We start from the raw sequence: 22,546 nt of genomic DNA, 5'->3' as shown, positions 1-22,546 counted from the left end.
AATGGAGTGACCCTATGGCACAAAAAAAATCAATTGACAGCCGGATTGACTATTCTGTTATTCTGCCTGTTTTTTGTTTGCTACTTGTTGGTTTGTTGGCTGTTTACGTTGCTAGCTATCATGATAATCCACAGATGGTCTGGACCATCATTGGTCAACAATTTATCTGGATTGTTCTAGGGTGTTTGATTGGTTTTGTGGTGATGTTTTTTAGCACAGCCTTCCTTTGGAAAGTTACTCCAGCCCTATATTTGCTAGGTTTGATCATCATGGTGTTGCCACTAATCTTTTTTAGTCCTAGGCTGGTGGAGGCGACAGGAGCTAAAAACTGGGTGAGCATTGGGTCAGTAACGCTTTTTCAACCTTCGGAATTCATGAAAATCTCTTATATTCTTGCGCTCTCCCGACTAACCCTCTGGTTTAATCAGGACCTTACCGAACGTCGTCTTAAAGACGATTTGTTCTTGTTGCTGGGCTATGTGTTGTTGACTTTGCCAGTTTTGACACTTTTGGCCTTGCAAAAAGATTTAGGAACCGCCATTGTTTTTTTGGCCATTCTAGCTGGCTTAATTGTCATTTCAGGAATTTCTTGGAAAATCATTTGGTCAATGATAGGTTTGGTTGGTCTCTCTTTCTTATCTTTTATTCTTATTTTCCTTTCAGAAAATGGTCGTGAATGGTTTCATCGGTTAGGTATGAGTACCTATCAGATTAACCGCATTTCTGCTTGGATTAATCCTTTTGATTATGCAGATAACATTGCCTACCAACAGACCCAGAGTATGATTGCCATAGGAACAGGGGGCTTACAAGGTAAGGGATTTAATGTCGCAGACCTATCGGTGCCGGTTCGTGAGAGTGATATGATTTTCACAGTTATTGGTGAAAATTTCGGTTTTATTGGGTCGGTTGCTGTCTTGGGGCTCTACCTTCTCCTGATTTATCGCATGTTACGTGTAACCTTTCTGTCTAACAATGTTTTTTACACCTACATATCGACTGGGTTTATCATGATGATTCTTTTTCACATTTTTGAAAATATTGGTGCCAGCTTAGGCATTTTACCCCTGACAGGCATTCCTCTTCCCTTTATTTCACAAGGTGGCAGTTCCCTTATTAGTAATTTGATTGGGGTCGGCTTGATTTTATCAATGTCTTATCAAAATCAGTTGATGAAAGAAAAGGGCATTGAACAACGCTTTCGTCGCTCTCGGTCAGTATAATCCTGAGAAGCCCTCAAAAGAGGGTTTCTTTTTCTGTCATCAGGTGTTATTTTCTGTAAAATATGTTATAATGGGTAGTAAAACTATCAAGGAAAAAGGTTAGGGACATGACAGAAGAAATGAAAAATTTGGAAGAATTAGCCCAAGCATATGATGCCAGCCAAATTCAAGTCCTAGAAGGTCTAGAAGCAGTTCGCATGCGGCCCGGCATGTATATTGGCTCTACCTCCAAAGAAGGTCTTCATCATTTGGTTTGGGAAATTGTCGATAATTCCATAGATGAAGCCCTGGCAGGTTTTGCAACAAGAATTGATGTCATTATTGAAGCGGATAATTCTATCACGGTAGTGGATGATGGACGTGGTATCCCCGTTGATATTCAGGAAAAAACTGGCCGTCCGGCGGTGGAAACTGTCTTTACAGTCCTCCATGCGGGAGGAAAATTTGGCGGTGGTGGCTATAAGGTTTCTGGTGGTCTTCATGGGGTAGGTTCTTCAGTTGTTAATGCCCTGTCAACTCAGCTTGATGTCAAGGTTTATAAAAATGGTCACATTTACTTCCAAGAATATCGTCGTGGTCAAGTTGTGGCGGATTTGACAGTTATTGGCGAGACAGATCGCACAGGGACAACCGTACACTTCACGCCAGATCCAGAAATTTTTACCGAAACCACCGATTATGATTTTGATAAATTGGCCAAGCGGATTCAGGAGTTAGCCTTTCTCAACCGAGGGTTAAAAATTGCCATTGAAGATAGACGGCCCGGCAAAGAGCAGACCAAACCCTTCCATTATGAAGGGGGAATTGTCAGCTATGTGGAATATATCAATGCGAATAAAGACGCTATTTTTGAGCATCCCATTTACACAGATGGAGAGCTAGAAGGCATCTCAGTGGAAGTAGCGATGCAGTATACCACTAGCTACCACGAGACAGTCATTAGTTTCGCTAATAATATTCACACCCATGAAGGGGGGACCCATGAACAGGGGTTTCGTACGGCCTTAACGCGTGTGATTAACGATTACGCTAAGAAAAATAAGATTCTCAAAGAAAATGATGACAACTTAACTGGAGAAGATGTTCGCGAGGGATTGACAGCAGTTATTTCCGTTAAACACCCCAATCCTCAATTTGAAGGACAGACCAAAACCAAGCTCGGAAATTCAGAAGTAGTGAAGATTACCAACCGTCTGTTTAGTGATGCCTTTCAACGTTTCCTATTGGAAAATCCCCAAATTGCCAAGAAAATTATTGAAAAAGGAATTTTGGCAAGTAAGGCAAGGATTGCAGCCAAGCGAGCCCGCGAAGTCACACGGAAAAAATCCGGCTTGGAAATCTCTAACCTGCCGGGCAAGTTGGCTGACTGTTCTTCAAATGATCCTAGTCAAAATGAGCTTTTCATTGTAGAGGGAGATTCAGCTGGTGGATCAGCAAAATCTGGGCGTGATAGAGAATTTCAGGCGATTTTACCAATTCGTGGTAAGATTCTTAATGTTGAAAAAGCGACTATGGATAAGATTTTGGCCAATGAGGAAATTCGAAGTCTCTTTACAGCCATGGGAACTGGTTTTGGGGCTGATTTTGATGTGAGCAAGGCCCGCTATCATAAGCTAGTGATTATGACGGATGCGGATGTTGATGGCGCCCATATCCGGACCCTGCTACTAACCCTGATTTATCGCTTCATGCGTCCTGTTTTAGAAGCCGGCTATGTGTATATTGCTCAACCGCCAATTTATGGGGTTAAGGTAGGCAGTGAGATTAAGGCCTACATTCAACCAGGTAGTAATCAAGAAGCTGACCTCAAATCAGCTTTGGAAAAATACAGTCAAGGTCGCTCTAAACCGAATGTTCAGCGTTATAAAGGATTGGGGGAAATGGATGACCATCAGCTTTGGGAGACAACCATGGACCCTGCTAATCGCCTCATGGCCCGAGTGTCAGTTGATGATGCGGCAGAAGCTGATCGGATTTTTGATATGTTGATGGGAGATAAGGTAGAGCCCCGCCGTGAATTCATTGAAGAAAATGCGGTCTATAGCACTTTAGATATTTAACATAGCTTTCTTGAAAATAACTGAAAGTATGTTATAATAGGAATGTTATAGTCTATCTTTGAGAAAAAATGATAATTTAAGGAGATATTAATGTCTAGCGGAATCATTTTGCTAATGGTAGCAATAGTTGTTATTGTAATTATTGTTTACTTGATTAGCGTAATTATCAGAAAGCGCAATGATTCTTTAATTGCCAAATTAGAGGAACGTAAGCAAACCCTCTTTTCGCTACCAGTTAATGAAGAAATTGAAACCGTCAAGCAACTTAATTTGATTGGGCAAAGTCAGACTCAGTTTAGGGAGTGGGAACAAAAGTGGGTGGATTTATCAGTCAATTCTCTCCCAGCCATTGAAGCTAATATGTTGCAGGCAGAGAATTTCAACGACACTTTCAACTTCTTACGGGCAAAAAATGAAGTCACTAAAATTGACAGTCAGTTAAATCTAGTTGAAGAGGACATCTTGGCCATTCGCGAAGGTCTGGCCAACCTCTGCGAGCAGGAAGAAAAAAATAGTGCTCGTGTCACTCATGCCTTGGACTTGTATGAAACCTTGCAACAGTCGATTGAGGAAAATTCTGATAATTTTGGCTCAACCATGCCTGAAATCGAAAAGCAGCTCAAGAATATTGAAGCTGAATTCTCACAATTTGTTGCCTTAAACTCGTCAGGAGATCCAATTGAAGCAGCAACAGTCTTGGATAGGGCAGAAGAGCATACCATTGCCCTAGGGCAAATCACGGAGCAGATTCCAGCCATTGTTGCCAAGCTAGAAGATGATTTCCCAGATCAGCTAGATGATTTGGAGGCAGGCTATGCCCGTCTATTGGAAGAAAAATACCATTTCGCAGAGAAAGATATTGAAGGTCGATTCCAAGATATTCGCGAGTCTATCCAAAGTAACGCTTCTGAATTGGTTACTCTAGATTTAGAACGTGGTAAGGCGGAAAACCAAGATATTCAAGAGAAAATTGATAACCTCTATGACATCTTTGAGCGAGAAATTCAAGCTCAGAAGCTAGTGATGAAGGATGTTAAGATAATTCCTGACTACCTAGCCCATGTAAAAAATAATAATCAACAGTTGGAAACCGAGTTGAGTCGTTTATTACGCAAATATATTTTGACAGATAATCATAATCTGAGTATTCGTAACTTTGCTAACGAATTAACAAAAGTTGAAGAAGCGGTTTCGCCAACAATTGATCATTGGGACACGCAAGATAAACCATTCTCTGAGTTACAAGTTCTTTTTAGTCGGCAATTGAAATCTCTATCAGCAATTGAAAAAGACCAATTAGAAGTCTTTGAGGATTTGAAGAAGATTGAGCAGACAGAAAAAACAGCGCGTGAGAGTGTTGAAGTGTATGTGAACAAGCTGCATATGATTAAGCGTTACATGGAAAAGCGTAACCTACCGGGAATCCCGCAAGAATTTTTAAGTGTCTTTTTCACAACCAGCTCGCAATTAGAGGCCTTGATGGATGAATTAAGTCGTGGTCGTATTGATATTCAAGCGGTTAGTCGTTTGTTAGAAGTGGCCACAGCGGCGATTGAAAACTTAGAAGCAACGACTTATCAGGTGGTTCAACATGCGACTTTGACAGAACAGTTGCTCCAGTATTCAAATCGCTATCGTAGCTTTGAACAAGGAGTCCAAAATAGCTTTGAACATGCCTTGAAATTATTTGAAGTGGACTACGCTTATGAAGCGGCCTTCAATGAAATTTCTTATGCCTTAGAATTGGTTGAACCTGGAGTAACCGATCGTTTTGTTTCTTCTTATGAAAAAACACGAGAAAGTATTGTTTTTTAAAAAAGTGGATTTTTCCACTTTTTTTATTTGTCGTTTACGAATAAATAGATAGGATAGATTAAGTGACTTAATTTATTCTAAATTGTTTGAATTTTAAATTTGTCTTATGTTATAATAGAATTGAGGATAGTTTAAGATTTTGATAATGCTTGAGGATTTCTCAACTAAAGCAGAGGTGCTAAAATTTTAGAAAGAGGAGATGCGTATGCGTAAAAAAATGTATAAAGCTAAAAAACGTTGGGTAGTTGCTAGTGTGGCTATTGTCGCTGCAATTGGTCAAGCAGGCCTAGCTGCTGCTAACACAACCGACAATGTTTCAGAAAGTAGTAGCCCAGAAGTTGGTCTGACTCAAGCGTCTGAATCAGTGACGTCTTCCAGTGTAGGGGAGACTGAGCCGGCTACAAGCAGTGAAGCTGATTCAGTAATAGAAGAGTCACCGGTCTCAACCCCAGTGAGTTCAGAATCAGCGAGTTCAGGAGAAAACAAAGAGGAAACATCACCAAGTTCTACTGAAGCTGCAGTCAGCCCAGAAACGACAGTCGATAAAGAGGTAGTATCTCAGGATGGGCAAGTAACCACTACGGATACATCAGCTCCTTCGACCGTAAAAACAGACGAGGCCGTGTCAGAGCAAAAAACATCCCCATCAGCTTCTCAAGGTAATTATGCCGCTTTAAATAAGATTGTCTATCTTGATGCTGGTCACGGAGGATTTGATCCAGGTGCAGGCTATCAGGGAGTTAGTGAAAAAAATCTAACGCTATCTATCTACAACTTGGTGAAAAAAGGGTTAGAACAATCAGGGTATCAGGTAGAATCTACCAGAAGTGATGATCGGTATGTTGGCTTAACAGAACGATCTAATCAGGCTAATCAAACCTTGGCAGATATTTTTGTAAGTATCCATATCAATGCTTCAACAAGTGCAGCTACTAATGGTATCGAGACTTATTATTACAAATATGATCCTTATTATCCAGCAAAGATGAACGCTCAATATCATGTGGATGTTGAACGCTTGAAACGCAGTGCTCTACTTGCTCAATCCATCCAGGCATCAACAGTTGCGAAAACAGGAGCTAGCGATCGTGGTGTTTTACGCCAAACATTTGCTGTCTTGCGGGAAACAACCGCACCATCTGTTCTGTTAGAGTTGGGTTATCTATCAAACCCATCGGAAAGAGCTAATCTATCAACGAAAGCCTATCAAGAAAAACTGGCTACCGGTATCGTGGAAGGCATTAAAGCCTACTATAGGGCCTATGGAGTAGAGTCTAAAAAAACTGAACTGGACAGTCCTAATACAGAAGTTGTCGAGATGCCTCCGGTCAAAAATGTAGCGGCGACAAGCGGTAGCCCAGTGGTTGCACCGAGTCAGCCTGCAAGCAATGCACTTGCACCGTCTGGTACCTATGAGTTCACAGAACGTACCGGTGTAAAGAATGAGGCCAAGCTATCAAGCCCAGATTTGGCTTACTATGAAGCAGGTCAAAAGGTTAATTATGATAAGGCCTTGACATCTGAAGGCTACAACTGGTTGAGTTATGTGTCCCATAGTGGTACCCGTCGTTACGTGGCAGTTTCAAAACAAGCTGCAAGTAATGTTTCAACCACGCCATCAACCCGTCCAACAAGCCCAGTGGCTGCACCGAGTCAGCCTGCAAGCAATACACTTGCACCGTCTGGTACCTATGAGTTCACAGAACGTGCTGGTGTAAAGAATGAAGCCAAGCTATCAAGCCCAGACTTGGCCTACTATGAAGCAGGTCAAAAGGTTAATTATGATAAGACCTTGACATCTGAAGGTTACAACTGGTTGAGTTATGTGTCACACAGTGGTACCCGTCGTTACGTGGCAGTCTCAAAACAAGCTGCAAGTAATGTTTCAACCACGCCATCAACCCGTCCAACAAGCCCAGTGGCTGCACCGAGTCAGCCTGCAAGCAGCGCACTTGCACCGTCTGGTACTTATGAGTTCACAGAACGTGCCGGTGTAAAGAATGAGGCCAAGCTATCAAGCCCAGATTTGGCTTACTATGAGGCAGGTCAAAAGGTTAATTATGATAAGACCTTGACATCTGAAGACTACAACTGGTTGAGTTATGTGTCCCATAGTGGTACCCGTCGTTACGTGGCAGTTTCAAAACGAGCTGCCGGTGCCACCGCATCTACCTCAACTAGTGCAACCCCAACTCGTCCAACAAGCCCAGTGGCTGCACCGAGTCAGCCTGCAAGCAGCGCACTTGCACCGTCTGGTACTTATGAGTTCACAGAACGTGCCGGTGTAAAGAATGAGGCCAAGCTATCAAGCCCCGATTTGGCCTACTATGAGGCAGGTCAAAAGGTTAATTATGATAAGACCTTGACATCTGAAGGTTACAACTGGTTGAGTTATGTGTCACACAGTGGTACCCGTCGTTACGTGGCAGTTTCAAAACAAGCTGCCGGTGCCACCGCATCTACCTCAACAACCCCAACCCGTCCAACAAGCCCAACGGCTGTACCGAGTCAGTCTGCAAGCAATGCACTTGCACCGTCTGGTACCTATGAGTTCACAGAACGTGCTGGTGTAAAGAATGAGGCTAAGCTATCAAGCCCCGATTTGGCTTACTATGAAGCAGGTCAAAAGGTTAATTATGATAAGACCTTGACATCTGAAGGCTACAACTGGTTGAGTTATGTGTCCCACAGTGGTACCCGTCGTTACGTGGCAGTTTCAAAACAAGCTGCCGGTGCCACCGCATCTACCTCAACAACCCCAACCCGTCCAACAAGCCCAGTGGTTGTACCGAGTCAGCCTGCGAGCAGCGCACTTGCACCGTCTGGTACTTATGAGTTCACAGAACGTGCTGGTGTAAAGAATGAAGCCAAGCTATCAAGCCCCGATTTGGCTTACTATGAAGCAGGTCAAAAGGTTAATTATGACAAGACCTTGACATCTGAGGGCTACAACTGGTTGAGTTATGTGTCCCATAGTGGTACCCGTCGTTATGTGGCAGTTTCAAAACAAGCTGCCGGTGCCACCGCATCTACCTCAACAACCCCAACCCGTCCAACAAGCCCAGTGGTTGTACCGAGTCAGCCTGCGAGCAGCGCACTTGCACCGTCTGGTACTTATGAGTTCACAGAACGTGCTGGTGTAAAGAATGAAGCCAAGCTATCAAGCCCCGATTTGGCTTACTATGAAGCAGGTCAAAAGGTTAATTATGATAAGACCTTGACATCTGAGGGCTACAACTGGTTGAGTTATGTGTCCCATAGTGGTACCCGTCGTTATGTGGCAGTTTCAAAACAAGCGGTATTGCCTGCAACTACTGTGTCAGCTACAACCGAAAAATCAGCAGAGAAGACTACAGAAAATGAGAAAGCTGAGTCTAGCAAATCTGACAATTCGGTCACGACTAAGACGGAAAATGGTTATACAACAACTGTTGCTTATCAAGGGACAGGTGTCTATCAAGTCACGATTGATCAAGTGGATAGTCAGAAAGGTCCTGTGAAAATGGCCGTTTGGTCAGAAGATAACGCACAGGATGATATTCGTTGGTATGATTTAACGACTACAGCTAGTAGCGCACAAGCTAAGTTTGATGTGACAAATCATCAGGGAACAGGCCGTTATCAAGTGCATCTTTATCAAGAAAATCAAGGTAAGATGGAATTTTTAACGGCCATTAGTCAAGAAGTCAAACGCACAAACTTTGATATACCTTATTATTCACAACGTGATTTGCGCTGGTCTACTAAACGGTATGGTGCCTATACGATGGATGCGACTGGTTGTGTTCCAGCTGCCTTGAGTATGGTATTTTCAGGGCTGTCTGGCAAGGATATTAAACCAACAGAAGTGGCAGATTACCTTTACAATAAGACGGTTTCATTCAATAAGTTGGAGTCAGGAACCATTGCTACAGGTATTTTAGAAGCGGCAAACAACTGGAATATGACAGCGACAGCTGTGACTAGTCATCAGGCACTTGTTGATGCCTTGAAAGAAGGTCACTATGTTTTGGCGGCAGTACAGGGCCCACCATATGTTCGTGTTTATGGTAGCTTGAGTCATGAACTTGTTTTATCAGGCTATCAAAATGGGATGACTTATGTGCGAGATCCTTATACACCAGCCCTAAACGGTTGGCGGTCCTTGGCAAATATCTATAATCAGCAAAGTCGATTCCCTTCAGATATTGTTGGAATTGGTAAGCCGTTTGTTAAGATTACAGATAAACTATAAGGAATCATTCAGAGAGGTCTAGTTTTGAACTAGGCTTCTTTTATTTTGGAAAATCATGGGTTTTATATAGTTTTTCTTAGTAATTTCTTATATAATAATGGTAAGAGAGGGGGAGGACGATGAGAGAAGAATTATTAAATCGTTTTTTAACTTATGTTAAGGTGAATACAAGAAGTAATCCAGAGAGTCAAACAAGACCATCTACTCAGAGTCAGGTAGATTTTGCCTTGACTGTTTTGAAACCGGAAATGGAAAAAATTGGTTTGACGAATGTGCATTATTTAGAGAGTAACGGTTATGTGGTGGGAACCCTGCCCGCTAATTCAGCAGATTTTCCATATAAGATTGGTTTTATTGCTCATATGGACACAGCAGATTTCAATGCTGAGGGTGTTAGCCCTCAACTTATTGAAGCTTATGATGGCTCAGAGATTCCTTTGGGACAATCGGGCTTTGTGTTGTCACCGACAGATTTTCCAAATTTGAAAAATTATCTGGGTGATACCTTAGTAACAACAGATGGGACCACCTTATTGGGGAGTGATGATAAGTCAGGTATTGCGGAAATTATGACAGCTATGGCTTATTTGGTCCAACATCCAGAGATTCCTCACGGGGAAATTAGGGTTGGTTTTGGTCCTGATGAAGAAATTGGAATTGGGGCAGATTTCTTTGATGTGGCGGATTTTGATGTTGATTTTGCCTATACTGTAGATGGCGGGCCACTGGGAGAATTGCAGTATGAAACCTTTAGTGCTGCGGAGGCTGAGTTGCGTTTTCTAGGGCGAAATGTTCATCCAGGCACAGCTAAGGATAGTATGATTAATGCTTTGCAGTTGGCTATTGATTTTCATCAACAATTGCCAGAGGCAGATCGTCCTGAGTTGACAGAGGGGTATCAAGGATTTTATCACTTGATGGAGCTGTCGGGTAGTGTAGAGGAGAGCCAAAGTTACTATATTATCCGTGATTTTGATAACCAAGCTTTTGAAAAGCGTAAGGCGACCATCTTAGCTATTGCCGAGCAGATGAATAAGGAGCTGGGGAGTGAGCGGGTTCTTGTTAAGATGAAGGACCAATATTATAATATGCGTCAGGTTATTGAAAAAGATATGACACCTGTTAAACTGGCCAAACAGGTCATGGAAGATTTGGGGATTACTCCAATTATTGAACCAATCCGTGGAGGCACTGATGGGTCTAAAATTTCCTTCATGGGGATTCCAACTCCTAATATCTTTGCGGGTGGTGAGAACATGCACGGTCGTTTTGAGTTTGTTAGTCTAGAAACCATGTTAAAGGCTGTGGAAGTTATTGTAGGAATTGCTTCTTTTAACAAATAGAGCTAGCAAAGGACGGGATAATGTGATAGAATAGAGTCAATCGGAGGTCATTACATGATAGAAATATTTGGGAAAATCAGGTATCATTGGCAGCCTGAACTTTCTTGGTTCATTACCTACTGGTCTATAGCCATTACACCTATTTTCTTGAGTCTAGCCTTGGTTTATGAGCACACGCGAATACCTCGTAATATTTTTATTCTATTTACTATTTTTGTCATTTTGGTTGGTTTGGGTTTTCATCGTTATTTTGTGATAGAAGATAAGGGTGATCTAAGGATTGTTTCTTTGAATATTTTTCGGGCTTCCCGAGTGGCAATTGCCGATATTCAAAAGATTGAGGTGACTAAATCGACAGTTACCTTGGTCTTTGCGAATCAAAAAAAACGCACGGTTAGCATGCGAAAGTGGCCTAAGAAATATTTTTTGGATGCTTTGGCTATCCATCCTGACTTTAAAGGCGAGGTGGAATTGGTAGATAATTTTACTCACTTAGATTATTTTGAATTGTATCAGGATGATAAAAAGGCCCTTAATCGTTGATTAGGGCCTTGGTTGGGCAAGATTTGACCGCCAAAAGGGTGTCTGGATTGTCTGGGACTTCTTCAACTAGGGAGTCGGTATGGGAAAATTTCACGATACCATCGTCATGATAGTCAAAAACATTGGAGTAGGTCTGACAGAGACCGCAAGCGATACATTTTTCTGGTATTATTGATACTTTCATAGTATTATTGTAATATGAATTTTAAAAATTAACAAGGGGGAACTTATGGTGAAAAAACCGTGGGAACAAAAAATTGACGATAGCAAGGTTGAAGAAGTGACACGTAAGGGGAAAAAATTAGGCTTTATTAGTACACCTATTTTGACGATCTTACTTAGTATTTTCTTCTTCATTGTTGTAGCTATTTTATTTGTTGTCTTTTATACTTCAAATGGAGGCAGTGACGAGACTAAGGCAACACAGGGATTTTATGGGGCGTCTAAGGCTAGTTCGTCAGTGACGGAACCATCTTCTAAGGTATCAGTAACCGGAGATGACACAACGGAATCTAGTGAGTCAACAACTGAGGTAAATGTTAAGTCAAGCACGACTAAATCAAGTACCAAGTCAAGCACTAAATCATCAACTAGTACGGAGAATACTTATACAGCAGATAGTTATACGGTTGAAAATGATACAACTCAGTATTATCAAGATGCTAATGCTGGTAACTACTATGACTCTTCTTCACAGGAGTATTATGATAACAGTAATGTGGCAGCAGCAGGTCAAACAACAACTGTTTTAGCTGGTGAGGGAGCAAGTTCAATTGCAGCACGTGCCGGAATTTCAGTTGCACAACTCCAAGCCTTGAATCCTGATCACATGACACGTGGTTACTGGTATGCAAACCCAGGAGATGTTGTCAATACTAACTAGTAAATAATCATGAAAAAAATAACAATTGCAATTGATGGACCAGCCTCAAGTGGAAAATCGACAGTAGCTAAGCTGATTGCCAAGGACTTAGGCTATGTTTATTTGGATACGGGTGCGATGTATCGCTCGGTTACCTATTTGGCCTTACAAGCTGGTTTGACCGAGGAAACAGTAAATGTTCCTCAACTACTTGACTTGATAGATAGACACCCTATTTCTTTTGGACTAGCAGCCGATGGGAGTCAAACAGTATTTATTAAAGATCAGGATGTGACCTTGGCTATCCGTCAAAATGATGTAACAGCTAATGTCTCTTGGGTTGCTGCTTTGGCAGAAGTTAGAGAGAAATTGGTTGAGCAACAGCGGCAGCTGGCTAAGTCTGGAGGGATGATTATGGACGGACGTGACATTGGTACGGTCGTCCTTCCTAAGGCAGAGCTTAAAATCTTTTTAATTGCTTCGGTAGAAGAGAGGGCAGAACGCCGCTATAAAGAAAATTTAGCTAAAGGGATTGAGGCCGACTTAGAAGAACTCAAACAAACCATTGCAGAGCGAGACTATAAGGATAGTCACCGTCGGGTGTCACCCTTAAAACCAGCTGATGATGCCCTGATATTTGACACGACTGGAGTAAGTATTGAGGGTGTGGTAACATTTATTTTAGAAAAAGCGAAACAAATTATTGACAAGTAATTCTTGATGTGGTACACTAGTACCAATGAGAAAAGCAGAAGTGAGAGCTTCTCGCCTTGCGACTAACGTTGTCTGGCTCTACATGTCAAGTTTCAGAAATGAAATATAATGTAGTGCGGACTTATTGATAGGTCCGCTTTCGTTTTTCTCTAAAAAAATGAAGAGGTGAAGAACATAGCTAAAAAAGATTTGTTCATCAATGATGAGATTCGTGTTCGTGAAGTTCGTCTAATCGGTCTTGAGGGGGAACAATTAGGAATCAAGCCTTTGTCAGAGGCTCAAGCATTGGCTGATGATGCTAATGTCGATTTGGTGTTGATTCAACCGCAAGCGACACCACCTGTTGCTAAAATCATGGACTATGGTAAGTTCAAATTTGAGTATCAAAAGAAACAAAAGGAACAGCGTAAAAAACAAAGCGTTGTGACGGTCAAAGAGGTTCGTTTGAGTCCTGTTATTGACAAGGGTGATTTTGAGACTAAATTACGAAATGGCCGTAAGTTCCTTGAAAAAGGGCATAAGGTTAAGGTATCTATTCGTTTTAGAGGACGGATGATTACACATAAGGAGATTGGCGCTAAGGTTTTAGCAGACTTTGCAGAGGCGACACAGGATATTTCTATCATTGAGCAGCGTGCTAAGATGGACGGTCGTCAAATGTTTATGCAACTTGCACCAATTCCTGACAAAAAGTAGGGTAGCCCCTGTAGTTTATTTAAAAGGAGAAAATAATAATGCCAAAACAAAAAACACACCGCGCATCAGCTAAGCGTTTTAAACGTACAGGTTCAGGCGGTCTTAAACGCTTCCGTGCATATACGTCACACCGTTTCCACGGAAAAACTAAGAAACAACGTCGTCATCTTCGTAAAGCATCTATGGTGCATTCAGGAGATTTCAAACGTATTAAAGCAATGTTGACAGGTCTTAAATAAGACGACTTGCTGACTGGATTATATTAGAATTTTTGGAGGAAACTTATAAATGGCACGTGTTAAAGGTGGCGTTGTATCACGCAAACGTCGTAAACGTATTTTAAAATTAGCTAAAGGTTACTATGGCGCTAAGCATATTTTGTTCCGCACAGCGAAAGAACAAGTGATGAATTCTTACTACTATGCTTACCGTGACCGTCGTCAAAAGAAACGTGATTTCCGTAAGCTTTGGATTACACGTATCAATGCGGCTGCACGTATGAATGGTTTGTCATACTCACAATTGATGCACGGTTTGAAATTGGCTGAAATCGAAGTCAACCGTAAAATGCTTGCTGATTTGGCAGTTAATGATGCAGCAGCTTTTACAGCTCTTGCTGATGCGGCGAAAGCAAAACTTGGTAAATAGATTTAATTAATAAAAACATGCGATGATTCATTGCATGTTTTTATTGTTTATGAGAGTTTTTGAGGAAGTTGCTAAGAAAAGCTGAATTTACTTAGTTTTTTATTGTCTAAAGCGGTAGTTTTGGGTTATAATGAAAAAAATGTGAAAAGGGGATTAGTCATGACAATCAAGATTGGCGTGTTAGGATTTGGTACGGTAGCCCAAGGTTTACCGAAATTATTGGCAGAAAAAGGCCTGCACCTTGAGCAAATGTTGGGAGAGTCTTTTGCTATTAGTAAGGTTTTAGTACGGAATCAGGAAAAGCGAGAGCAGTTGGCGAATGGCGATTGGTCCTATGATTTTGTTACTGATATTAAGGAGATTATTGCTGATGACAGTATTCAGGTGGTTATCGAACTGATGGGACGGATTGAACCGGCTAAAACTTATATTAGTCAGGCTTTAAAGGCTGGCAAGCATGTAATCACTGCTAACAAGGATTTATTGGCCTTATACGGAAGTGAGTTAAGTCGGTTAGCAGAAGATAATCAGGTCGCTTTTTACTATGAGGGGGCTGTGGCAGGTGGAATTCCTATTTTACGGACCTTGGCTAATGTTTTAGCCTTGGATAAGGTGGAGCGTATTTTAGGGATTTTAAATGGCACGTCTAATTTTATGCTAACCAAGATGATTGATGAGGGCTGGACTTATGAGCGAGCTTTGGCTGAAGCCCAAGCTCTGGGTTATGCAGAAAGTGATCCGACTAATGATGTGGAGGGCATTGATGCTGCTTATAAAGCCAGTATTTTAGCCCAGTTTGGTTTCGGGATGCGGGTTGATTTTGACCAGGTGAGCCATCAAGGCATTCGTCAAATTAGTCCTGTAGATATCACGTTAGCGCAAAAATTAGGTTATGCAATTAAATTGCTTGCTGATGTCCGCCAACTAGCTTCGGGGTTGTCTGTTAGTGTGGCACCGAGCCTGATTCCTTTAGATTATCCACTAGCAAGTGTCAATGGGGTCATGAATGGTGTGTTTGTAGAGTCTTTGGCTTTGGGGCAGAGCATGTATTATGGGCCTGGTGCTGGTCAGTTGCCAACCGCTCTTTCAGTGATGGCAGATTTGTGGCAAGTAGGGAGAGTGATTTTAGGACAAGAAACAGTGAGACCTTTTAATCCCCTACAAGCCCCCGCTCAGCTGGCTAGGCAAGAAGATATTTTGTCAATTTACTATATTTTGATTGAGCAAGCAGAGGTTAGTAAATTTAACCAATTAGGTTTAGCTGTGTCTCAGTCCCTTGCCTTGGAAGGGTATCAAGCTTATTTAACCCCACTGATTAGTCTTGTTGAGCTGGAAGACAGGTTAAATCAGGTAGGTCTTAATCCAATCAGTCTAATTAAAGTGTTAGGAGAATAAAATGAAGATTAGTGTACCAGCAACCTCTGCCAATCTAGGACCTGGTTTTGATTCTGTTGGTTTGGCAGTTTCTAAATATTTGACGATTGACGTCCTGGGTGTGGCACCAGACTGGCAGGTAGAACATGACTTGGGAGCAGATATTCCAAGCAATGAGGATAACCTTTTGGTTCAGGTGGCGCTCAAGGTTTGTCCAAATCTCTTGCCACAAAGGATTAAAATGACCAGTGACATTCCTCTAGCACGGGGATTGGGGTCTTCTAGCTCAGTGATTGTGGCAGGTATTGAGCTAGCCAATCAATTGGGGCAACTCGGCCTATCTGATGAGGATAAATTAACCTTGGCGACAGAGATTGAGGGCCATCCAGACAATGTGGCACCGGCCATATTTGGTAATTTGGTTGTTGCTAGCTATCATCAAGGGCAGGTTAACCATCTGGTGGCTGATTTTCCAACAGCAGCCTTGCTCGCCTTTGTGCCTAATTATCAGTTGAAAACCAGCGATAGTCGTCAGGTCTTGCCCCAAAGCATGAGCCATGCTCAGGCAGTAGCGGCTAGCAGCATTGCCAATGTCGCTGTTGCAGCCCTGCTAGCAGGGGATTTAGAGAAGGCAGGTCAGGCCATGGAAGCTGACCAATTTCATGAGAGCTATCGTCAACCCTTGGTCAAGGAATTTGCGCAAATTAAAGAGTTAGCTAAAAGACATGGTGCCTATGCGACCTATCTATCAGGTGCGGGGCCGACAGTGATGGTCTTGGTGCCACAAGGTAGGGAGCAAGCATTGAAGTTAGCTCTTGACCAGTTAGCCTTGGCAGGAGAAACCTTCCTTTTGACCGTTGATGGTGAGGGTGTCCGTGTCTATGACTAAGATGACTTATGACCAAGCGGTGGCCTGGATTCATGACCAGTTGAAATTTGGCATGAAACCGGGGATTGAACGCATGACCTGGCTCTTAAACCAGTTCGATAACCCTCAAAACAAACTCAAGGCTATCCATGTGGTAGGGACCAATGGCAAGGGCTCGACGGTCAATTACCTGCAAGAAATGTTTAGTTTTGCAGGTTATGAGGTGGGGACCTTTACCTCACCTTACTTGATGGACTTTCGGGAACGAATCAGTCTCAATGGGCAGATGATGGCCAAGGAGGACCTCTTGACCTTGGTTGAGCGAGTGAAACCAGTGGTTGAGCGTCTGCCCAGGGAAACAGCTTATGAGCCGGCAACTGAATTTGAAATTATTACTCTAATCATGTTCCTTTATTTTGGTCAATATCATCCAGTGGATTTGGCAATTATTGAGGCCGGTTTGGGTGGTCGTCATGATTCAACCAATGTTTTTCAAGCCTTGGCAGTGGTTTGTCCTTCTATTGGCTTAGACCATCAGGATATCTTGGGCCAGACCTATGCAGAGATTGCGGCAGAAAAGGCAGCTGTTTTGAAGGCTGGTGAGCCCTTTATTTTTGCGACCGAGCGTGAGGACGTGCGTCAGGTCTTTTTGAAAAAAGCAGAGCAGACCCAAAGTCCAGTTTTTGAACTGGGACGGGACATTCAAGTGCTTGATCAAGAGCAGACCTTTGACCTTAACACTCCCAAGGGGAGTTTGTCAAATCTTGCCTTGGCCATGCCAGGTCAGCACCAAAGGGCCAATGCGAGTTTGGCAGTAATTACTGGTCAACTCTTACAAAGTAGCTATCCCAAGGTGACCGATACCGTCATCAGACAGGCCTTGGCTCAGGCACAATGGGCGGGGCGGACGGAACTCGTAGGGCCCCAGCTCATGCTTGATGGTGCCCATAATCAGGAGAGTGTGGCTGTCTTGGTTGACTTGCTGAAAAGTCACTATGCAGACCGTCAGATACACATTCTGTTTGCAGCTATTGCCAATAAACCTGTTGAGAAAATGCTAGCTAGCTTATCAGACTTTGCTAGCCTGACGGTGACCAGTTTTGACTACCCTAAGGCCCTGCCTTTGGCGGCTTATCCAACAACTTATCAGCGGGTGGAAAATTTCCAATCATGGTTGGCAAAGATGACTTTTGATGAGGGACAGTTATATCTGGTGACAGGTTCGCTTTACTTTATTTCTCAAGTCCGTCAGTACCTGTTTGCGACTGAAAATTGATGACTAGCTATCGTCAAAGTCTGGCTTTTTTGATATAATAAAAGGTGGCTTAGGCCAAATTGATAGAATGGACACTGTATAGAAATGACTAGCTTAATGGAGAAGATTAAAGAGGCTTTGGCAGGGCTTGACCTGCGTTTTAATGAGCCTTTGAAAAATTATACTTATACCAAGGTAGGAGGCCCTGCTGACTACTTGGTTTTTCCACGAAATAAGATGGAATTGGTCAAGATTGTGACCTTTGCTAATTGGGAGGGGATTCCCTGGTTGGTTTTGGGCAATGCCAGTAATTTAATTGTGCGTGAAGGCGGTATCCGAGGTTTTGTCATCATGTTTGACAAATTTAACAGTATCACAGTTAATGGCTACACCCTTGAGGCAGAAGCGGGGGCCAAGTTGGTTGAAACGACCAAGGTAGCCCTTTATCATAGTCTGACAGGTTTTGAATTTGCCTGCGGTATCCCAGGTAGTGTGGGTGGGGCGGTCTTTATGAATGCTGGTGCCTATGGGGGAGAAATTGCCCACGTCTTGGTTTCAGCTCAAGTCTTGACTCGTGAGGGAGAGATTGAAACCTTGGAGGCTCGTGACCTACGGTTTGGTTATCGTAGCTCAGCCATTCAGGAGACTGGAGCGGTGGTGATTTCTGCAAAATTTGCCCTTAAACCTGGTGATTACCAACAAATTGGTCAAGAGATGACACGCTTAAATCACCTGCGTGAATTGAAACAACCCTTGGAATATCCTTCGTGTGGCTCAGTCTTTAAGCGGCCAGCAGGTCATTTTGCAGGGCAGTTGATTATGGAGGCCGGTCTTAAAGGCCATCGGATTGGTGGTGTAGAGGTGTCAACTAAGCATGCCGGCTTTATGGTCAATGTTGACCAAGGGACGGCGGCTGATTATGAGGCCTTGATTGCCTATGTCATTGACAAGGTCAAAGAAAACTCTGGTATTACCTTGGAGCCAGAAGTTCGGATTATTGGTGAAACGGTAACAAAAGCATTAGAAGAAAATTAGGAGATTTATGAGAGTTGGCAAAACCAATTATTGAATTTAAAAATGTCACCAAGACATTTGAGGACAGTGGCACTCGTGTGCTCAAAAATATCAATTTTGAGTTGGAAGAAGGGAAATTTTATACCCTGCTAGGAGCTTCAGGGTCGGGAAAATCAACCATTCTCAACATTATTGCAGGGCTTTTGGATGCGACAACAGGAGATATTTTCCTTGATGGGAAACGGATAAATGACATTCCGATTAACAAGCGAGATGTCCATACCGTTTTTCAAAATTATGCCCTCTTCCCTCACATGACGGTCTTTGAAAATGTGGCCTTTCCCTTAAAACTAAAAAAGGTGGATAAGGCAGAAATTGACCGTCGTGTTGAAGAGGCCCTCAAGATGGTGCGTTTAGCTGGCTATGAAAAACGTCGAATTCAAAAATTATCGGGTGGCCAGCGGCAGCGGGTTGCCATTGCCAGGGCAATCATCAATCAGCCCAAGGTGGTCTTGTTAGATGAGCCTCTGTCAGCTCTGGATTTGAAATTGCGGACGGAAATGCAGTATGAACTGCGAGAATTGCAGCAGCGGTTGGGCATTACCTTTGTTTTTGTCACCCATGACCAAGAAGAAGCCTTAGCCATGAGTGACTGGATTTTTGTCATGAATGATGGTGAAATTGTCCAGTCAGGGACACCAGTGGACATCTATGATGAGCCGATCAATCACTTTGTGGCCACCTTTATTGGCGAGTCTAATATCCTGTCAGGAACCATGATTGAGGATTATTTGGTGGAGTTCAATGGCAAACGCTTTGAGTCAGTGGATGGTGGTATGCGACCAAATGAAGCGGTCGAGGTGGTTATTCGCCCAGAAGACTTGCAAATTACGCTGCCAGAAGAAGGCAAGCTACAGGTTAAAGTCGATACCCAGCTCTTTCGTGGGGTCCATTATGAGATAATTGCCTATGATGATTTTGGCAATGAATGGATGATTCACTCAACCAGAAAGGCTATTGTGGGCGAGGTTATCGGTTTAGATTTTACGCCAGAAGACATCCATATTATGCGTCTCAATGAAACCGAGGAAGAATTTGATGCCCGTATTGAAGAATATGTGGAAGTGGAGGAAGTAGAAGATGGCCTGATTCATGCCATTGAGGAGGAGAGAAATGAAGAAAACGACTAATCTCTTTTCTCTTCCCTACTTTCTTTGGTTGTTGCTCTTTATCATTGCACCTGTTGGCTTGACCATTTACCAGTCTTTTTTTGACATTGAGGGTCGGCTGAGTTTGGTCAATTATCAAACCTTCTTTAGCAGTTGGACCTACTTGAAAATGAGTCTCAATTCGGTCATCTATGCTGGTGTTATTACCTTACTGACGCTCTTGATTAGTTATCCAACAGCCTTTTTCCTGACCCAACTCAAGCACAAGCAGTTGTGGCTCATGCTGGTGGTCTTGCCTACCTGGATTAATCTCCTTTTGAAAGCCTATGCTTTTATGGGGATTTTTAGCCAGCAAGGGGGGATCAATAACTTTCTCACCTTGATTGGTATCGGACCGCAACAGATTTTGTTTACTGATTTTTCTTTTATTTTTGTGGCGAGTTACATTGAGTTGCCTTTCATGATTTTGCCGGTCTTTAATGCCCTAGATGATATTGACCCTAATGTCATCAATGCCAGTCGTGATTTGGGTGCTAATGGTTGGCAGACCTTTACTAAGGTCATTTTCCCCTTATCCCTCAATGGGGTTAGAAGTGGGATTCAATCCGTTTTTATTCCCAGTCTCAGTCTCTTTATGCTGACGCGTTTGATTGGTGGTAATCGTGTGATTACTCTGGGAACGGCTATTGAACAGCATTTTTTGACCACACAAAATAAGGGGATGGGGGCTACCATTGGTGTGATTTTAATCCTTGCCATGCTGGCAGTCATGTTGGTAACAAAGGAGCGACAAAAATGAAAAAATTTGCTAATCTCTACTTGACCCTTGTCTTTCTCATTCTCTATCTGCCTATCGCCTATTTGATTGTTTATTCCTTTAATCAAGGGGGGGATATGAACCGGTTTACAGGCTTTACCTTGGAGAATTATCAGACTCTTTTTGGTGATAGCCGGCTCATGCTGATTTTAGTTGAGACCTTTTTTCTGGCTTTCCTCTCTAGCTTATTGGCGACGGTCATTGGCACCTTTGGGGCCATTGCTATTTATCAGGCTAATCGTCGTTGGCGGACAGGGTTGCTTTCTTTAAACAATGTTTTGATTGTGGCACCTGATGTGATGATTGGGGCAAGTTTTCTCATCTTGTTCACCGTGCTAGGGTTTCAACTGGGCATGGTTTCAGTCCTACTTAGCCATGTGGCCTTCTCCATTCCCATTGTGGTGTTGATGGTCCTACCGCGCCTACAGGAAATGAATCATGATATGATCAATGCGGCTTATGATTTGGGGGCAACGCCTTTTCAAATGCTCAGAGAGGTCATGTTGCCTTATTTGACGCCTGGGATTATTGTTGGCTACTTTATGGCCTTTACTTATTCACTGGATGATTTTGCCGTGACCTTCTTTGTGACGGGCAATAGTTTTTCTACCCTATCGGTAGAAATTTATTCACGGGCAAGAAAAGGTATTTCTTTGGAAATCAATGCCTTGTCAACGGTTGTTTTCCTCTTTAGTATCTTGCTAGTGATTGGTTATTATATGATTTCCCAGGATAAGGAGGACAAGCATGCGTAAACTCTATTCCTTTGTGATTGGCATTACGGCTATTGTGTCCATCTTGTTTAGCCTGTCTTTTCTCATGAAGCAAGAGGAGGGGGCAAGTAGTGATAAATTGGTGATTTATAATTGGGGAGATTATATTGACCCTGAGCTGTTGACTAAATTTACCCAAGAAACAGGGATTAAGGTGCAGTATGAGACCTTTGATTCTAATGAGGCCATGTACACCAAGGTCAAACAGGGGGGAACGACCTATGATATCTTAGTTCCTAGCGATTATATGATTGACAAGATGACCAAGGAAGATTTGCTGGTCAAGTTGGATAAAGCTCAAATCAAGGGCTTGGAAAATATCGGTTCTCAGTTTCTTGGCAAGTCTTTTGACCCTAACAATGATTACTCCATTCCTTATTTTTGGGGAACGGTCGGTATTGTCTATAATGAAAAAAAAGTTAAACAGGCTCCGCAGCATTGGTCAGACCTTTGGGATAAATCGTATGCTAATGACATTCTCTTGGTTGATGGGGCGCGTGAGGTCATGGGCTTTGGTCTCAATAGTCTGGGCTATAGTCTTAATAGTAGAGACATGACCCAGCTCCAAGAAGCCAAGGAAAAATTGACCCAGCTAACCCCAAATGTCAAGGCTATTGTCGGGGACGAGCTTAAAAAATACATGATTCAAGGGGACGCAGCCATTGGGGTAACCTTCTCAGGTGAAGCCAGTGAAATGTTGGATAACAATGAAGACCTGCGTTATGTGGTGCCTAGTGAGGGCTCTAATCTCTGGTTTGATAATTTGGTCATCCCTAAAACGGTCAAACATGAGAAGGAGGCCTATGCCTTTATCAACTTTATGCTCCGACCTGAAAATGCTGCTCAGAATGCGGAATACATCGGCTATGCCACCCCAAATACTAAGGCTAAAGCCCTCTTACCCGAAGAGATTACGAGCGATGAAGCCTTCTATCCAACAGATGCAACCATGAAGAATTTGGAAGTCTATAACAACCTCGGCCAATATTGGTTAGGTGTCTACAATGACCTTTACTTGCAGGTCAAGATGTATCGGAAATAAAAACAGTAGAAAAAGGCCCCTGGCCTTTTTTGTTATCACTTGTACCAGTAAACTAACCTACTTTCAGTAATCCTTACTTGTTCAGACGAAATTCAT

General features: G+C 42.7%; 20 protein-coding genes and 1 other annotated feature. Of the genes, 19 read left to right on the top strand and 1 reads right to left on the bottom strand.

What is annotated here, in order from left to right; all coding sequences use genetic code 11:
* Positions 1-14 precede the first annotated feature (14 nt).
* From FRX57_RS02150 to FRX57_RS02125, 6 genes are all read left to right on the top strand, one after another.
* A complete protein-coding gene (locus FRX57_RS02150) occupies positions 15-1,223 on the top strand; it encodes an FtsW/RodA/SpoVE family cell cycle protein (RefSeq protein ID WP_146566169.1) in 1,209 nt (402 codons plus the stop codon).
* Between the two features lie 107 nt (positions 1,224-1,330).
* Positions 1,331-3,283, top strand: a complete 1,953-nt coding sequence (gene gyrB, locus FRX57_RS02145) for a DNA topoisomerase (ATP-hydrolyzing) subunit B (protein WP_146566168.1) — start codon at positions 1,331-1,333, stop codon at positions 3,281-3,283.
* Positions 3,284-3,373: 90 nt separating this feature from the next.
* Positions 3,374-5,098 (top strand): septation ring formation regulator EzrA, encoded by a 1,725-nt coding sequence (ezrA, locus tag FRX57_RS02140; RefSeq protein WP_146566166.1) that lies wholly within the window; start codon positions 3,374-3,376, stop codon positions 5,096-5,098.
* A 205-nt stretch (positions 5,099-5,303) separates the two neighbouring features.
* Positions 5,304-9,332: an SH3 domain-containing protein gene (locus FRX57_RS02135; RefSeq protein WP_246100895.1), complete on the top strand. Its 4,029-nt coding sequence runs from the start codon at positions 5,304-5,306 to the stop codon at positions 9,330-9,332.
* Between the two features lie 119 nt (positions 9,333-9,451).
* Complete coding sequence (gene pepT / locus FRX57_RS02130) at positions 9,452-10,675, top strand: peptidase T (RefSeq protein WP_146566162.1); 1,224 nt, start codon at positions 9,452-9,454, stop codon at positions 10,673-10,675.
* A 54-nt stretch (positions 10,676-10,729) separates the two neighbouring features.
* Positions 10,730-11,218, top strand: a complete 489-nt coding sequence (locus FRX57_RS02125; protein ID WP_146566160.1) for an EbsA family protein — start codon at positions 10,730-10,732, stop codon at positions 11,216-11,218.
* Here FRX57_RS02125 and FRX57_RS02120 read toward each other — a convergent pair.
* Entirely contained in the window at positions 11,208-11,402 is a 195-nt protein-coding gene (locus FRX57_RS02120; RefSeq protein WP_146566159.1) for a ferredoxin, read from the bottom strand. The genes FRX57_RS02125 and FRX57_RS02120 overlap by 11 nt on opposite strands.
* A 45-nt stretch (positions 11,403-11,447) precedes the next feature.
* Here FRX57_RS02120 and FRX57_RS02115 point away from each other — a divergent pair, with 45 nt between their 5' ends.
* From FRX57_RS02115 to FRX57_RS02055, 13 genes are all read left to right on the top strand, one after another.
* Positions 11,448-12,101: an SAG1386/EF1546 family surface-associated protein gene (locus FRX57_RS02115; protein WP_146566156.1), complete on the top strand. Its 654-nt coding sequence runs from the start codon at positions 11,448-11,450 to the stop codon at positions 12,099-12,101.
* Between the two features lie 9 nt (positions 12,102-12,110).
* Positions 12,111-12,794 (top strand): (d)CMP kinase, encoded by a 684-nt coding sequence (cmk, locus tag FRX57_RS02110; RefSeq protein ID WP_146566154.1) that lies wholly within the window; start codon positions 12,111-12,113, stop codon positions 12,792-12,794.
* 26 nt (positions 12,795-12,820) lie between these two features.
* Positions 12,821-12,945, top strand: a sequence feature (ribosomal protein L20 leader region).
* Positions 12,946-12,959: 14 nt separating this feature from the next.
* Positions 12,960-13,490: a translation initiation factor IF-3 gene (gene infC, locus FRX57_RS02105; RefSeq protein WP_146566152.1), complete on the top strand. Its 531-nt coding sequence runs from the start codon at positions 12,960-12,962 to the stop codon at positions 13,488-13,490.
* A 38-nt stretch (positions 13,491-13,528) separates the two neighbouring features.
* Positions 13,529-13,729, top strand: coding sequence for a 50S ribosomal protein L35 (gene rpmI, locus FRX57_RS02100; RefSeq protein ID WP_146566150.1), 201 nt, complete (start codon positions 13,529-13,531; stop codon positions 13,727-13,729).
* Positions 13,730-13,778: 49 nt separating this feature from the next.
* On the top strand, positions 13,779-14,138 hold the full coding sequence (gene rplT, locus FRX57_RS02095) for a 50S ribosomal protein L20 (protein WP_000124834.1): 360 nt from the start codon (positions 13,779-13,781) through the stop codon (positions 14,136-14,138).
* 159 nt (positions 14,139-14,297) lie between these two features.
* Positions 14,298-15,533 carry a homoserine dehydrogenase gene (locus FRX57_RS02090; RefSeq protein ID WP_146566148.1) on the top strand — a complete coding sequence of 412 codons (1,236 nt, stop codon included), beginning with the start codon at positions 14,298-14,300 and terminating at the stop codon, positions 15,531-15,533.
* Between the two features lies 1 nt (position 15,534).
* Complete coding sequence (thrB, locus tag FRX57_RS02085; protein WP_146566146.1) at positions 15,535-16,401, top strand: homoserine kinase; 867 nt, start codon at positions 15,535-15,537, stop codon at positions 16,399-16,401.
* Position 16,402: 1 nt separating this feature from the next.
* Positions 16,403-17,656, top strand: a complete 1,254-nt coding sequence (locus FRX57_RS02080) for a bifunctional folylpolyglutamate synthase/dihydrofolate synthase (RefSeq protein ID WP_146566695.1) — start codon at positions 16,403-16,405, stop codon at positions 17,654-17,656.
* An 84-nt stretch (positions 17,657-17,740) separates the two neighbouring features.
* On the top strand, positions 17,741-18,670 hold the full coding sequence (gene murB / locus FRX57_RS02075) for a UDP-N-acetylmuramate dehydrogenase (RefSeq protein WP_146566144.1): 930 nt from the start codon (positions 17,741-17,743) through the stop codon (positions 18,668-18,670).
* Between the two features lie 14 nt (positions 18,671-18,684).
* Positions 18,685-19,839 carry an ABC transporter ATP-binding protein gene (locus tag FRX57_RS02070; protein WP_146566142.1) on the top strand — a complete coding sequence of 385 codons (1,155 nt, stop codon included), beginning with the start codon at positions 18,685-18,687 and terminating at the stop codon, positions 19,837-19,839.
* Positions 19,823-20,617 (top strand): ABC transporter permease, encoded by a 795-nt coding sequence (locus tag FRX57_RS02065; protein ID WP_146566140.1) that lies wholly within the window; start codon positions 19,823-19,825, stop codon positions 20,615-20,617. The genes FRX57_RS02070 and FRX57_RS02065 overlap by 17 nt, the downstream gene beginning before the upstream one ends.
* Positions 20,614-21,390, top strand: coding sequence for an ABC transporter permease (locus FRX57_RS02060; protein WP_146566138.1), 777 nt, complete (start codon positions 20,614-20,616; stop codon positions 21,388-21,390). Before FRX57_RS02065 ends, FRX57_RS02060 begins: the two co-directional genes overlap by 4 nt.
* Complete coding sequence (locus FRX57_RS02055; protein WP_146566136.1) at positions 21,383-22,450, top strand: ABC transporter substrate-binding protein; 1,068 nt, start codon at positions 21,383-21,385, stop codon at positions 22,448-22,450. Before FRX57_RS02060 ends, FRX57_RS02055 begins: the two co-directional genes overlap by 8 nt.
* The last annotated feature ends 96 nt before the right edge of the window (positions 22,451-22,546 follow it).

The organism is Streptococcus cuniculipharyngis, from assembly GCF_007859195.1.
Taxonomy (GTDB): domain Bacteria; phylum Bacillota; class Bacilli; order Lactobacillales; family Streptococcaceae; genus Streptococcus; species Streptococcus cuniculipharyngis.
This window is presented reverse-complemented; position numbering and strand designations above follow the sequence as displayed.